Source organism: Vibrio sp. M260121 (assembly GCF_036533715.1).
Taxonomy (GTDB): Bacteria; Pseudomonadota; Gammaproteobacteria; order Enterobacterales; family Vibrionaceae; genus Vibrio.
In genome coordinates, this window is sequence record NZ_JATABF010000022.1 from 1 (window position 1) to 14885 (window position 14885).

15 protein-coding genes are annotated in these 14885 nt (G+C 44.8%); 10 read left to right on the forward strand and 5 right to left on the reverse strand.

Going from position 1 to position 14885, the window contains the following annotated elements; all coding sequences use genetic code 11:
- Nucleotides 1-160 precede the first annotated feature (160 nt).
- Together QTO06_RS13335 and QTO06_RS13340 are read right to left on the reverse strand one after the other, a co-directional pair.
- Nucleotides 161-1486, reverse strand: a complete 1326-nt coding sequence (locus QTO06_RS13335) for an MATE family efflux transporter (protein WP_331408437.1) — start codon at nt 1484-1486, stop codon at nt 161-163.
- A 123-nt stretch (nt 1487-1609) separates the two neighbouring features.
- Complete coding sequence (locus QTO06_RS13340) at nt 1610-1924, reverse strand: DUF496 family protein (RefSeq protein WP_005373603.1); 315 nt, start codon at nt 1922-1924, stop codon at nt 1610-1612.
- Nucleotides 1925-2162: 238 nt separating this feature from the next.
- Between QTO06_RS13340 and QTO06_RS13345 the strand changes: the two genes are divergently transcribed.
- From QTO06_RS13345 to luxQ, 5 genes are all read left to right on the forward strand, one after another.
- Nucleotides 2163-2366: a hypothetical protein gene (locus tag QTO06_RS13345; protein WP_331408439.1), complete on the forward strand. Its 204-nt coding sequence runs from the start codon at nt 2163-2165 to the stop codon at nt 2364-2366.
- Between the two features lie 93 nt (nt 2367-2459).
- Nucleotides 2460-3113, forward strand: a complete 654-nt coding sequence (locus QTO06_RS13350) for a YceH family protein (RefSeq protein ID WP_331408440.1) — start codon at nt 2460-2462, stop codon at nt 3111-3113.
- Nucleotides 3110-3424, forward strand: a complete 315-nt coding sequence (locus QTO06_RS13355; RefSeq protein ID WP_331408441.1) for a GIY-YIG nuclease family protein — start codon at nt 3110-3112, stop codon at nt 3422-3424. Before QTO06_RS13350 ends, QTO06_RS13355 begins: the two co-directional genes overlap by 4 nt.
- Nucleotides 3425-3785: 361 nt before the next feature.
- Complete coding sequence (locus tag QTO06_RS13360) at nt 3786-4883, forward strand: autoinducer 2-binding periplasmic protein LuxP (RefSeq protein WP_331408442.1); 1098 nt, start codon at nt 3786-3788, stop codon at nt 4881-4883.
- Nucleotides 4883-7462 (forward strand): quorum-sensing autoinducer 2 sensor kinase/phosphatase LuxQ, encoded by a 2580-nt coding sequence (gene luxQ, locus QTO06_RS13365; RefSeq protein ID WP_331408444.1) that lies wholly within the window; start codon nt 4883-4885, stop codon nt 7460-7462. The genes QTO06_RS13360 and luxQ overlap by 1 nt, the downstream gene beginning before the upstream one ends.
- A 57-nt stretch (nt 7463-7519) precedes the next feature.
- Here the strand turns inward: luxQ and QTO06_RS13370 are convergent, their stop codons facing one another.
- Both QTO06_RS13370 and QTO06_RS13375 read right to left on the reverse strand, forming a co-directional pair.
- A complete protein-coding gene (locus tag QTO06_RS13370; protein WP_331408446.1) occupies nt 7520-8182 on the reverse strand; it encodes a PilZ domain-containing protein in 663 nt (220 codons plus the stop codon).
- A 93-nt stretch (nt 8183-8275) separates the two neighbouring features.
- Nucleotides 8276-9202, reverse strand: a complete 927-nt coding sequence (locus tag QTO06_RS13375) for a DMT family transporter (RefSeq protein WP_331408447.1) — start codon at nt 9200-9202, stop codon at nt 8276-8278.
- Nucleotides 9203-9351: 149 nt separating this feature from the next.
- Here QTO06_RS13375 and QTO06_RS13380 point away from each other — a divergent pair, with 149 nt between their 5' ends.
- Complete coding sequence (locus QTO06_RS13380) at nt 9352-9807, forward strand: Lrp/AsnC family transcriptional regulator (RefSeq protein ID WP_331408449.1); 456 nt, start codon at nt 9352-9354, stop codon at nt 9805-9807.
- 44 nt (nt 9808-9851) lie between these two features.
- Nucleotides 9852-10466, forward strand: coding sequence for a class I SAM-dependent methyltransferase (locus QTO06_RS13385; protein ID WP_331408451.1), 615 nt, complete (start codon nt 9852-9854; stop codon nt 10464-10466).
- A 463-nt stretch (nt 10467-10929) separates the two neighbouring features.
- On the opposite strand, the gene QTO06_RS13395 is transcribed toward QTO06_RS13385, so the two are convergent.
- Entirely contained in the window at nt 10930-11469 is a 540-nt protein-coding gene (locus tag QTO06_RS13395) for an ATPase (RefSeq protein WP_331408453.1), read from the reverse strand.
- Between the two features lie 117 nt (nt 11470-11586).
- Between QTO06_RS13395 and QTO06_RS13400 the strand changes: the two genes are divergently transcribed.
- From QTO06_RS13400 to secD, 3 genes are all read left to right on the forward strand, one after another.
- Nucleotides 11587-12255, forward strand: a complete 669-nt coding sequence (locus QTO06_RS13400) for an SH3 domain-containing protein (protein WP_331408454.1) — start codon at nt 11587-11589, stop codon at nt 12253-12255.
- A 144-nt stretch (nt 12256-12399) separates the two neighbouring features.
- Nucleotides 12400-12879, forward strand: a complete 480-nt coding sequence (locus tag QTO06_RS13405; RefSeq protein ID WP_331408455.1) for a hypothetical protein — start codon at nt 12400-12402, stop codon at nt 12877-12879.
- Nucleotides 12880-13045: 166 nt separating this feature from the next.
- Nucleotides 13046-14884: a protein translocase subunit SecD gene (gene secD, locus QTO06_RS13410; RefSeq protein WP_331408456.1), complete on the forward strand. Its 1839-nt coding sequence runs from the start codon at nt 13046-13048 to the stop codon at nt 14882-14884.
- Nucleotide 14885 lies beyond the last annotated feature (1 nt).

A 14885-nucleotide genomic window follows, 5' to 3' on the forward strand; every position in this document is an offset into this window, starting at 1 on the left:
GAATATGTCATCTTAGTGTTTCAGTGAGGAATAGTAAGTGATCAGATCGCACACACGTTAAAGAGTTCAAAAAAAATCCCCAAGCTACAAGCTTGGGGATTTGTGTATAAGAGACAGTCGTTATGAGGGCTTTGTTTTGTGCGATATTCTTAAATTGTTTTTAAGCGGATGCAAGCTTATGAATGGTTTTGCGATACGTAATATAAGCGGCAATACCAGCCATTATGTTACCGAGACACGCCCCGATAAGTAGGCCTTTGATTCCACCCATTTGTGCACCGATCCATAGGCAAGGAAGGAAAAACAAGAACAGACGCAATGCTGAAATTGTTAACGCGGTGTATGATTTACCTAAAGCATTGCAGATCGACACCATCAACATACACACACCCAGCGAACCTAAGCTGATAGGCACAATCATCAAATGCATTTCAAGCACGCTAGTTACTTCAGCATCACTGGTCATAAGCAGAGCAAGTGGATCAGCAGCGACAAAGGTGATGATGGCGATTAGAAGCTGGAAGCTAAGAACAAATTTCACCGCGATAGAAATCAGCGATTGAATGTCAGCGTAGTTTTTCGCACCCAGTAATCGGCCCACCATTGGCGGCATAGACATGGTTAATGCCAATACCGAAACGATGGCAAAGAATTCGTAGCGAGATCCCAAAGCCCAAGAAGCGACGGCTGCGGTACCAAATCCAGCAAGTAGCTTAGTTGCCAACATCGAAGAAAGTGGTGGCAACAGTTGGCTGATCATCGCTGGTCCCATGATATTGCCGATGGATGTAACGCTCTTAACCACATTCAAATCGTGCCATTCGAAGCTAGCCCAATGATTCCTCTGAACGCGAGGAGCCACTACTAAAATACCAAAACCAAAAGCAATCACTGTCGCAATAGCGGCACCGTTGATACCGAGATCGAAAGTGAAGATAAACAGTGGGTCGAGCACTAAGTTCACACCACTGGTGACCATCATCATGGTGCCAGGCAGCATGGTGTTGCCATTGGCTCGGCAGATACTGTAGTAGAAATACAGTACTGCACCTACCCATGAACTTAATAGCCACCAAGGCCAATAGCTATCGATGATGGGCATAACTGAATCTGGGGCGCTCAATATAGAGAGGATAGGGTAGCGCAGCATCCAAATAAGCAGACCAAAGACCGCAACACCAACAGAGCCAATCATGAGCACTAGGCCTCCTAGCTGCTTAGCATAGCGAGCATTGTTGGCGCCGAGTGCTTTTGAGATGACCGCTGTGGTCGCGATGCCTAAGCCAACTTGAATACCAATCACCACCATTTGAAGTGGGAGAGTGAAACCTTGTGCTGCAAGGGGAAGGACACCAAGTTGGCCAATGAACGCACTATCAACCAATTGGAAACTCATCAATGACAGAACGCCAAACAGCATTGGCCAAGTCATCGTAAAGAGTTGTTTCGCTAACGTCGGTTGGGCATTAGAAGAAATAGAAGACATACAAAATATGGGTGTTTTTGGAACGGAAATTGTGTTTATTGTACACACTGTACAACAAAGAGACAAAAAGAAACCCCGAGCAAGGCGCGCTTGCTCGGGGTTGAATATGGCAACTAAGTCGGCTTATTTTTTACCGCTAGTTTGCTTGTCTTCTTCTGTTAGCTCACGGATACGACGGCTGATGTCACGGCGTGCTTTAGAGATTTCTGCACTCTTGATGATGTGATCGTCAACGCGGTCTTCGTAGTCAGCTTTCATGTTTTTGATGATTGCAACGATCTCGTCGTGAGTCATTTCTGGCTTGATGTAGTCTAGTAGGTTTTCTAGTAGGTCTACACGTTTACGGTTGTCACGAACTTTTTTCTCGTTATCAAGCAGCTCACGTTTTAGTTTGTTTTTACGACGAGCTTGGTTCACGATTTCAAATACGCTACTCATGGTTCCCTTTCCTAATTTGTGAATATCTGACTCGATTAAAGCACAACATCTCGTGGCATAACAGTCTTTAGATCAAACGCGCGGCAGGGTTGAACATTTATCCACCAATTTTGATGTGGTATTAACAATCGCGCATTAAAAGCGTGAATGTTGCTCACTTGAACGCAGGGACTCGTTGTCATGGTGATGCCTTCGCTATATTATCAGCGTCATTCAATACAAAAATATGAAGCTCGAAATGAACTCTGGGACTATTGCGGAGCAAGTTGAAACCCAAGATGTCGAAACCCAAAACGACTCTCTGGCGGCCAAGCTCAAAGCATCCTATGTTGCGGCGAGAACGCAACTTGAAATCACTGAAGTCGAACTCAATCGTTCGAAGATAATGATGATTGATGAGAATGGAAAAATGACCAAGGTGTCGATTCTCTCAGAGCATTAAGACCTAACCCGATTCGCAAAGGGTGTCAGGTCCATGCGCTATGCTTTAGCCTGATACCCAAATTCAAATGCAACAATAATAAGGAAATGCATTATGAAAGTTGAGCTAACGGCAATTGAAGCACGAGTAATTGGCTGCTTAATCGAAAAAGAAGTGACCACCCCCGACCAATACCCTCTAAGCCTTAACGCGCTGACTAACGCATGTAACCAAAAGAGTAACCGCGAACCAGTAATGTCGCTATCCGAAGCCGATGTACTGGATGCGGTTGATGCGCTGATTGAGCGCCGTCTAGTCAGCGATGAAAGTGGTTTTAACAGCCGCGTAAGCAAATACCAACATCGATTCTGCAATACTGAGTTTGGCGACCTACAACTAACGGAACAAGAAAAGGGCATCGTATGCTGCATGTTGCTTCGTGGCGCGCAAACTCCAGGTGAAATCCGCACTCGTACTAACCGTCTGGCTACTTTCAATGATGTAAAAGAAGTCGAAAACGTACTTGAGCATTTAGCAAGTGAGGAGAAAGGTCCACTTGTGGTTAAACTTCCTCGTGAAGCTGGCAAACGTGAATCACGCTACATGCACCTATTCTGCGGTGAAGTAGATGTGAGCGAGTTGGCAGTAGCTAGCGCGGCACCTTCTTCTGCGGGCGCTGAGCGTATTGCTCAATTAGAACAAGAAGTCGCGGAACTTCGTGAAGAGCTTGCAGCGCTAAAAGAGCAGGTTGAATCTCTACTTTCATGAGTGAGACTGCCGAGCAGAATTGGAGCGTTTACCTGATTCGTAATAACCGCAATGCGCTGTATTGCGGTGTGACGAATAACGTTGAGCGACGCTTCAAGCAGCACGAGAGTGGGAAAGGCGCAAAAGCCTTAAAAGGAAAGGGGCCGCTAACGTTAGAGTGGTCCTGTTCTTTTGATAACAAAAGCATGGCAATGAAGGTTGAATACTTCATCAAGCAGCTGACCAAGACGAAGAAAGAGTTGTTAGTGCAAAAAAGCGCAGATATTCAGGTAAGTGAAGACCAATTGATTGCGTTTCAAACGCGTAAATAACAACGCTAAGAGATCATCCAGTTGCTTGATAGGCGTTTTAGTTAAATCTAGCAAGTACAACCCTCAATCGGTCAAAAAATGCAAAATTGTGCAGCTAGTTCAACGTTTGTCCTCTAAGTTAATACCTAATTATGTCAAAAAATAAACCGCCTTCAAATGGCGGTTTATTTTTGGCGTTTGTGGGTATCATTTCGGGCGCTTGTACCACATAATACGCCGATGTCCGCTCGGCTTTATATCAAAAATATTTATATAGAAACGGACAATTTATGGAAGATGAAATTAATAGGGTAAAGGATGACTCGGCTAGGTAATAAAATAGAGCAGCTCCATGCTCCATAAAAAACTAAATGAGCAACAAATGAATAAAGCGTTACTATTTTCCTTAATTTCTATGGTGAGTTTTTCACCAGTTACCCACGCCACTCAAGTGTTGAATGGGTACTGGGCATATCAAGAGTTCTTAGATGAATTTCCTGAGCAGAGAAAACTGACCAATGCGTTGGCGGAAGCTGTTCGAGAGCGTCCTGTTCCGCTTTCCATAGCCAAAAAGCGTCCACTCAAAATATCGGTTGTTTATCCAGGGCAGCAAGTGTCCGATTACTGGGTAAGAAACATCGCTGCATTTGAAAAACGATTAGACAAGTTGAATATCAACTATCAAATCAACCAAGTATTTACACGACCAAATGCCGATATTAAGCAACAGAGCTTGTCATTAATGGAGGCGCTCAAGAGCAAATCGGATTACTTGATTTTCACGCTTGATACGACAAGACACCGTAAATTTGTTGAGCACGTTTTGGACTCAACGAACACCAAATTGATCTTGCAAAATATTACTACACCAGTCCGTGAGTGGGACAAACATCAACCGTTTTTATATGTCGGATTTGACCACGCAGAAGGCAGTCGTGAATTGGCAACAGAATTCGGAAAGTTCTTCCCAAAACACACATATTACAGTGTGCTTTACTTTTCTGAAGGGTACATTAGCGACGTAAGAGGTGACACTTTCATTCACCAAGTCAACCGTGACAATAACTTTGAGCTACAATCAGCGTACTACACGAAAGCAACCAAGCAATCAGGCTATGAGGCCGCGAAAGCGAGTTTAGCGAAACACCCAGACGTTGATTTTATTTATGCGTGTTCGACCGATGTGGCCTTAGGCGCTGTCGATGCATTGGCTGAGTTGGGTCGTGACGACATTATGGTTAATGGATGGGGTGGAGGCTCTGCTGAGCTAGACGCTATTCAAAAAGGCGACTTAGACATTACTGTCATGCGTATGAATGACGATACTGGCATTGCCATGGCAGAAGCCATCAAGTGGGACTTGGAAGGAAAGCCAGTGCCAACCGTATACTCCGGTGACTTTGAAATTGTCACAAAGGCGGATTCACCGGAAAGAATCGAAACGCTGAAGAAGCGTGCATTTAGATATTCAGATAATTGATGACAATAACTCGATCAAACATAAAGAAGCGTCGCTCACTGGCGACGCTCATAACAAAGATCATCATTCTTGTTCTTGCTCCGATCATTCTAGGGATTTTTATTCAGAGCTATTACTTCTCTAAACAGATCATTTGGCAAGAAGTCGACAGAACGAAGCAACAAACCTCTGCATTGATCCACAATATATTTGATAGTCACTTTGCGGCGATTCAAATACATCATGACAGCAACTCAAAAAGTGAAGTGATTCGTGACTTTTACACCAATCGCGACACTGATGCACTTAACTTTTTCTTTCTCAGTATCGATCAAAGTGACCCATCGCACACGCCAGAGTTTCGCTTTCTGACCGATCATAAGAGTATCATTTGGGATGATGGTAATGCACATTTCTATGGTGTGAATGATCTTATCCTCGACAGTTTGGCGAACCGCGTCACCTTTAGTAATAACTGGTATTACATTAATGTGATGACCTCTATTGGTTCTAGACATATGCTGACGCGTCGCGTGCCAGTGTTGGATCCTGCGACAGGTGAGGTGCTTGGCTTCTCTTTTAATGTTGTAGTGCTTGATAACAACTTCGCTTTGATGGAGAAGCTAAAAAGCGAAAGTAATGTCGACAATGTGGTCCTTGTGGCGAATAACGTCCCTTTAGCTAACTCTTTAATTGGTGACGAGCCATACAATGTTGCGGATATCTTGCAGCGCAAAGGTTCAGAAAGAAGGCTCGACAAACTTCTAGTGATTCAAACTCCAATAGAAGTGAATGCCGTGACGACGGAGTTATGCTTGCTTACTGTGCAGGATAACCAAAGCGTTGTTACGTTGCAGATTCAACATATCCTAGCAATGTTAGCCTCTATCATCGGTATGATCATGATTGCGTTGCTCACTAAAGAATGGATCGAGAGTAAGGTAGCGGCGCAGTTGGAGTCTCTGATGTCCTACACTCGTTCCGCGCGTGAGGAAAAGGGCTTTGAGCGCTTTGATGGTTCGGATATCGAAGAGTTCGATCATATTGGCTCTACTCTTGAAAGTACTTTTGAGGAACTAGAGGCGCAGAAGAAGTCATTCCGAGACCTGTTTAATTTTGCGCTATCGCCAATCATGGTTTGGTCTGAAGAAAGCGTCTTGATTCAAATGAACCCGGCAGCGCGCAAAGAGTTGGTGATTGAAGACGACCATGAAACTATGCATCCGGTATTCCAAGGTTTTAAAGACAAGCTGACGCCACACCTCAAGATGGCCGCACAAGGCGCGACATTGACGGGCGTTAACGTGCCTATCGGTAACAAGATCTACCGTTGGAACTTGTCACCAATTCGTGTTGATGGTGATATCAGCGGCATCATCGTACAAGGCCAAGACATCACAACGCTTATCGAAGCTGAGAAGCAGAGTAATATTGCTCGTCGAGAAGCGGAGAAATCAGCGCAAGCACGAGCCGATTTCCTTGCCAAGATGAGCCATGAAATCCGCACACCTATCAACGGCATTCTTGGTGTTGCTCAGCTGCTTAAAGATTCGGTAGAAACGGAAGAGCAGAAGAATCAAATCGACGTACTTTGTCACAGTGGCGAACATCTGTTGGCGGTATTGAACGACATTCTTGATTTCTCGAAGATAGAGCAGGGTAAATTCAATATTCAGAAACACCCATTCTCGTTCACGGACACGATGCGTACGTTGGAGAACATCTACCGCCCAATCTGTGCGAACAAAGGGGTCGAATTGGTTATCGAGAACAAACTTGATCCGAATGTTGAGATCTTCACTGACCAAGTTCGCCTCAACCAAATCCTGTTTAACTTGGTGAGCAACGCCGTTAAGTTCACCCCTTCAGGCTCGATTCGCTTGAATGCCGAGCTGGAACAGTTCTACGGTGCGGATAACAGTGTTTTGGTAGTGGAAATCACCGACACGGGTATCGGTATTGAATCCGACAAACTAGACCAAATGTTTGAACCTTTTGTGCAGGAAGAGGCAACGACCACGCGAGAGTATGGAGGAAGCGGTTTAGGTTTGACCATCGTGAAGAACCTTGTCGACATGCTAGAAGGTGACGTTCAAGTTCGCAGTAGCAAGGGGGTGGGGACCACGTTTGTTGTGACGCTCCCAGTGAAGGACCGTGAACGCGTATTGAGGCCTTTAGAGGTCAGCCAACGTGTTAAGCCAGAGCTATTGTTTGATGAGAGTTTGAAAGTGCTACTGGTGGAAGACAACCACACCAATGCGTTTATTCTTCAGGCTTTCTGTAAGAAGTACAAGATGCAGGTGGATTGGGCGAAAGATGGTTTGGAAGCGATGGAGTTTCTTGCTGATAATACCTATGACCTCATATTGATGGATAATCAGTTGCCGCACCTTGGTGGTATCGAAACAACAGATGAGATTCGTCGGAACTTACGTTTAGGTACACCGATTTACGCATGTACAGCGGATACCGCGAAGGAAACCAGCGATGCGTTTATGGCAGCAGGCGCGAACTACGTCTTACTTAAGCCGATAAAAGAAAACGCATTGCATGAGGCGTTTGTCGATTTTAAGCAGCGGTTCTTGCTTGAAAGGACATAATGAAAAAGAGAAAGGGAGCGAAATGCTCCCTTTTTGTATCTGGTTGTTTGCCAAGTCTTAAATAGTGCTGGCCGAAAAAGATTGCTCTAGCAGTTCATTCTTGAGCGCTTCCGTCATATCGAGAGGCTCTGCAAACTTAACCCCAATAATCCAGCCTTTTTGTAGTTTCTTAATATTGGCGATAGAGCAACAGTTGTCTTCATCAATGTAGCTACTTAGAGGGGACTCAATCGTGATTCTATCCCCGACCGCAAACTCTGGTTCAATCAGAGTGGATATACCACATCCAGAAAGCGAGAAGTCGACCAAACAGCCGTCGTATTTATTGCTCATGTGGTCGATCGCGCAATCTAGTTGCAACTTATAACGTTCATGTTCTCGTACTGGTTTAGTTGCAAACGTTGCAGGGATTCGAATAAACAGCAATGGCGAAGGACGAACTAAGTTCGTCAACACGCTAGTTTTGAAAGCGACAACATGCCCAAGATCGGTGTCCGATACACCACGAATAACAACGTCGACATTGTTGAGTTTTCTAAGTGCTTGTTCTTCCAATAAGCGAGTCGGTATATCGAGGATGATATAAGCGTTTTCTTTCAGCCCCAGATAGGTCGCAGCGTAAATGTACTTTTCGTCCTGACCAAACTCAAAGTTAATTGAGAGTCGCATCCCTGTTTTTAGGAATTTATTCAGTTCATCTTTAGTATGAGTAGATGGCATAACATCTGATGTTTTAATTTATTATCCAGACAGGTTATCAAATCGCCGTTTTTGCTTTCAATAGGCGACATGAAAAGTTATGCAGTTTTATTCTTATCTGTGAACGGGAGGCTGATAATTTTGGCTAGGATCTTGTTTCATCAGCACATTGCTTGCGACGATGCTTCCGCAGGTAACGAACAACAGCGCACACCAAGTGAGCGTATCAGGTTGTTCGTTAAAGACAGGAATCGCTAATAACGTTGCTAATACGGGCGTGAGTGACCCAAATGCCGCACTGGCTTCTGCACCTATGGTTCTGACCGCGTAAAGGAAGGTGAACGACGCCAACAAGCCTGCTCCTATGCCTTGTAACATCAAGTGACCAAACAACTCATTCCAAGGCCATTGATTGACAGGCGTTGTTGCAAGGTAGCTATCAAGCCAGCCAAAACCAACCGCGATGATCAGTAGTGCAAATGAAATCAGCGAAACAAACCCAGCACAAACATACGCACTCAAATTGGCGACGCGCGCGCTGATGGTGAAGCCTGCCCACATCAAACTGCCAACCAAAAACAGAAGATGTCCTTTTAATTGTAGCCAGTTGTATTCTGCACCAACGTTAGATAGCAAGAAGATCAGGATACCGAGTAAAACTGCGGATAAGCCAATAATGCGATGTTGGCTTAACGGTTGTTGATAACACACTACTGCGATCGCAGAGACAAATAGTGGCAAAGTGCCAGGGATAAGTGCGCTGCCATGAGAGACGGGCGCAAAGTGCATTGCTGTACCAGCGACAAGGAGATAAGGCAGGCCGCTGCCCACAACGAGAACCAGCAAGTATTTGCTCGGTACAGCACGGATGTTATCTATAGACTTTAGTACGAATGGAAGTAGCACAATGGCAGGGATAAGAAAGCGTGCTAACGCAATGTCGGCGGGTTGAAGGTTTGATATCGCGCCCCCGCGTAGTGAGAGAAAAAAGCCCGACCAAAGAAATAACGTTGTGATGATTGCGGCGTATCCAAGTGCCATAAGGCGCTCCGTGCGTTTGTAAATAATGTGTTAATTATCGAATGAAAGTGACGCTCAATGGTGGCAAAATATGACCGAATATAATTAGAACTTAGCGATTTTCATCTTTGAATGAATGTTATTTGGTGAAATTTGGCAAGGAAGGCGTAATGGATAAAATCGATCGACTGTTATTGGACTTGATCCAACAAGACGCCACAATGACGACAAGCGAGCTCGCGGATAAGGTAGGGCTTTCTGCTTCGCCTTGCGCGCGAAGAATAAAACGCTTAGAACAAGAGGGCGTGATCAGTGGTTACCGTGCAATGATTTCTCGCGAACAAGCCGGGATTGCGATGACGGTGTTCGTAGAAGTCAGTCTAAACAACCATCAAGCGACCTCTATTGATTATTTTGAGCAAGCGATTAGCGATATGGAAGAGGTGATTTCATGCCATGTAGTCTCTGGCGCTTATGACTACTTGTTAGAGGTCGTGAGCAAAGATCTCACCGGGTACGAAGCTTTCACGCGTAAACTACAACGACTTGAAAACGTCAAAGATATCCATACGCATCTGGCCATCCGCCAAGTGAAGGGCAATGGTAACCTGCCAATTTACTCTTAAATACGGCGATTCACAGGTAACCCATACAAAGGTAATAAGGCATTATGAAGTGGCTCGATAGATTACGCATCGCACACTATCACCGCAAAAGACACAAGCAGTTTGGTGACGACAAAGCGAGAACACTCGGTTGGCAAGATACTTTTAGCCAAATCACGCGCTTTGAAGCTCTATGCCGAGATCTAGAGTTAGATGGTAAAAGCGTTCTCGATATTGGTTGTGGTTATGGAGACTTATTATCTTTCATCGAACAAAAGGGCAGCAGCCCAAGCCTTTATGTTGGTATCGATCAGCAAAAACAGTTTGTTGCTGAGTCTCGCAAGCGCAGTTTCCGGACAAAGACTGATTTTATTCGTGGTGACTTTTCGAAGTTAGTGTTGCCAAAGTCGGACTACGTGATTGCTTCGGGCTCACTGAATTACCAGTCCGCAAACCCGAATCATACAGTAGAGATGATAGAGAAGATGTATCATGCAGCGAACATCGCGTGCGCGTTTAATCTTCTGGATGAGGCCAAACTACCGAGCATGAGATTACTAGAATCTCATAATAAAGAGGGCGTGTTGCGTTACTGCAAATTGCTGAGTGAAAGGAGTTATCTCATTGAGGGATATTCCGACCATGATTTCACAGTGGTGATGCCTAAGCTGAGCAAATAGCACGCAATAAAAAACGGAGCCAGTTTCCTGCCTCCGTTTGCGTATTTTTATAAGCCTTATTGGTATTTGTATTTTGAGATCTCACAGTTGCCTGTGTGTCTATCAACCTTGAATGAGAACGCGGCTGAATGGTATTCCCTCCCATCGCTCCAAATTGTTTCTCCAAAGATTTTACAAAGGTCCAAATCACTGATTGAACCAAACTCTTTAACGTGCCTAACTACTGACAAAAACTTGGCTCTGGTAGCATTAGGACAATCCCTGTTACTTAAACGACTGATAACCATTGGTTTAGCATCATCTCCAGCCAAATGTGACTTTATATTAAATTTTGTTAATGGGTAAATTACCCAAAAACTGGTCGCAAGTAAAGCGTTATTGTGACGTATATCTCTATAATCCAACCTGCTTGTCTATTAATTGCTCAATTTTAAAGAGGGGAACAGTCCCAATATGAACAGAATTATTGGGGGCTATTTTGAGCGAATCGGAGCACGTTGGCTTCTTGAACGTATAGTCGTGCTAATCCAAGATATTGTGTCTCCAGTTGCGTATAGTCTTTGGCAAGCTGAGAGGCGTTAACTTGATACCATTCGGCGGTAATCTGATTCGCTTTTTCATCCGAAATTTCACACTTCTCTGCGAGTTTCTCCCAGCCGTTGGCCATCCATATCGACTCTTTACTAAGCTTTGCTAACGCTTTCGCCTTATTGGTCAGTTCTTCGTGATACTGAATAGATGCTTTAAGTTGATCTTGAAAAGCTCGTTGGTTGTTTTGTGCACGCCACAACAGGGCTAGCTCATGTAATGAAAAGGTTTGTGAAAGTAATTGTCTTTGCTTGTGTTCAGTTAGGAGTACATTGAATGTCTCAACATACTGATTGTAGTTGGACTCTAAACGGTTGAATTGGGTAAGATTGTCATTCCACGAAGCGTGGTCACATTTAAGGCCCGCAAAAGCAGAAAATGGTAGTAGTAACCAAACCAATGTCCATTTGGTCATGATTGTTTTTACGTTAACTGTTTTCACGTTATTAGCTTTCACATCAGTTATGCATCTTTTATCAGTATAGTTTGTGTATTGGCGTCTACTGCGTAAGGAACGAAAAAGGAATCGAACATGAAGAAAGCCCTGATAGCATTGGTCATTTTGCTTCTGTTAGGCGGAGCAGGTGCTGGGTACTACTTTTTCTTTATGCCAAAAGACGAGCCAGTGGTTGAGCAAAAGCCAGAGCCTGAGCAATCAAGCGAGCCAGAAGAAAAGCCAAAGCCGATCATGGATCTCGAAGCTCCGGCACCGGAAATCACCGAATACTACGTGACCGAGCGACGCATTAACGTGTACAACAAGCCGGAGCAACGAGCCTTAATCGTTGATACACTCTACAAAGGTGAGAAAGTCTCTGTGCTTGAAAAAGCCGATGGTTGGTTCCGTCTATCAGATTACATCGTGTATGAAGAGGGTGGGGAAGAAACCGCTGAGTGGGTGGATTCAAAAGGGCTGTCTGATGCAGAGCCCGTTATCAAAGAGCAAGAGCGTTTGGAAATCTTGGATGGCTACCTGCAAAAATCCGACGATTTAAAAACGCATTTGGATATGTTCCGCAACAAAACGCAGCAATTGCTTGATGATGAAACCTGTGACCCTAGTGATTTCGAAGAACTCGGTGGTTGGGTTCGCTCAGTTACCTATAAGAAGCGTAACGTGTATTTCATCTATTGTGGCGGGCTGGAACAAGAAAATAAAATCTACCTAGATGTGGATAAAGGCGAAATATTTTATCGATGAATATAGCCTCAACCCTTGTGGCCATTGCTTTCCACGATTGAAAACAGAGATTTATAACTTTTTAGTTGTTAAGTATAAGCAATAGGAATACTATCTCCGAGCTGAGTTGAAGAACTCGGCTCGTTTTGTTTTAAGTGAGCTACCATGCCTTGGATTTACGTTAGAAAACTGTTTTTGTTGCTTCTTGCAATGGCTTTGTCGCCAATGCAGGCGTCGGCTGCACAAACAGAACAAAAGTCCTATTTGCCTCACTTTTCTAAACTGCAGCCATTTACGGCGAGCAGCTCTGCGTCGAACTCTCCGGTTGATTTCTCTGAACTGACTGAAGAAAGCACGCAGTCTCCAGTTTCTGAAGGGCATGCGCTTCAAGATTCACTGGCCATCTTTAATTCTCAGCGCTGGACATCGCATCTGCGTGAGAATATCGACGATGAACACATTGATTTCATTGGCGATTTAAATGCACCTTTCTACGCTGATGCTGGCTACGCTTATAGCCTAATGGACATCAACTGGCGTCAAAACCAATCCGTATTTAATCACTTCGTTAGCGACCATCGTCTTTCCGGCTGGAAAGAAACCAATGCCATGTACGTCGCCCTCAATAGTCAGTTTTCTGCGTAAGCACCATCACTCTGCACATCTTGTGCGTTCTTAACACGGCAACTCTTCGACAGAGCGATTGAAGCTCTGGGCATTCTGTACCTGCATTTTAGTCAGGTGAGCGTTTTGTCGTGTCTTGAATCCAATTATTGAAAACTTCACTGTTTAGTGAAGGGATGATGTTTACATGAAGAAAACACCAAAACCACAAAAAACCAGAAAAGTGCTGAATCATTACTCAGCATGGAAATACGTCGTACTTATCACGACTATTATCATTTTAACCTTAAGTGCCATTCCAACTTGGTTTGGTGAGCAGCCTTCTATTCAGGTGACGTTTGCTGACCAAGACAACAGCGCAATGTCTGTGGTTCAGTTAGACCAATTGCTGAAAACACACCACATTCCTGCGTCTAAAATCATTGAGAAAGACGGCAAAACTACCATCGTTTTTGATGGTGAAGACGCACAAAGTAAAGCACGTGCATTGCTTAACGAACAACTAGACAAAGATGACAACATTACGTTCTCTTACGTTTCTGTTGCACCTGAGTGGCTGAACGAAATGGGCTTTAGCCCTATCAAACTTGGTCTTGACCTTCGCGGTGGTGTGCAGTTCCTACTGAATGTAGATGTGAACAAAGCCTTCGAAGAACAACGTGACGCACTCGTTGACGAAATCAAAGCAAGCCTTCGTGAAGAACGTGTTCGTGGCGTTCAAGTTCGTGCAGAAGCGCACAACCACATCGCAGTAAACAGTGAAAACGAAGCAGGTCTAAAAGCGGCGAGCCAGTTCATTCGTCAGAACTACCCAGGCTGGACAATGACAAGTTCAGACCGTGGTTTTGAACTTCAACCAAGTGAACAAAATATCCAAGAATTCCAAACCACGACACTTCAACAAAACTTGAAGATTATGCGTGGCCGTATCGAAGAGTTGGGTATTACTGAAGCGTTGGTTCAACGCCAAGGTAAAGAGAGCATTCGTATTGAGCTTCCTGGTGTTCAAGACCCTGCTCAAGCGAAAAACGTTATCGGTGCAACAGCAAGTCTTGCGTTCTACGAAGTAAAAGACGCGGGTCAAGCTCGTAGTAGCCAAGATCTCGTTCTGAAAGACAACGATGGCCGTACAGTAATCCTAACTAAGCGTCCAGTACTAACGGGTGAGCACATCGTAAACGCGCGTGCGGGCGTCGATAAAATGGGCATGTCTGAAGTAAACATCTCTCTAGACCACGCGGGTGGTAAGAAGATGAGTGACTTCTCTGCAACACACATCGGCAAACCAATGGCGACCGTATACCGCGAGTACAAAACTGACGAACGTGGTATGACAGAGCGTAGCGAGCGCGTCATCAGTGTTGCAACTATCCAGTCTCAACTTGGTAGCCAATTCCGCATCACAGGTGCGGGCAGCATGGATGAAGCACAGCAACTTGCATTGCTTCTACGTGCGGGTTCTCTAACAGCGCCAGTAACCATTGTTGAAGAACGCACAATCGGTGCTTCTCTAGGTGCAGAAAACATCCAAAACGGTTTTGCTGCTCTTGCACTTGGTATGGGTCTAACTCTGACGTTCATGGCTCTTTGGTACCGCCGTCTTGGTTGGGTTGCGAACGTGGCTTTGTGTGCAAACATGCTTTGCTTGCTTGGTCTAATCGCACTGCTTCCTGGTGCCGTGCTAACGCTTCCTGGTATTGCCGGTTTGGTTCTGACTGTCGGTATGGCGGTAGATACCAACGTAATCATCTTCGAACGTATCAAAGATAAAATGCGTGAAGGTCGCAGTTTCGCTCAAGCGATCGACCTAGGCTTCGACAGTGCGTTCGCAACTATCCTTGATGCCAACATCACCACCATGATCACTGCTGTGATTCTATACGCGATTGGTAACGGTCCAATCCAAGGCTTTGCGCTAACGCTAGGCTTGGGTCTGATGACCAGTATGTTTACCGGCGTATTCGCTTCTCGTGCAATGATCAATTTAATTTGGGGCCGCGATGGCCGTCGTGATGTGAGGGTTTAAT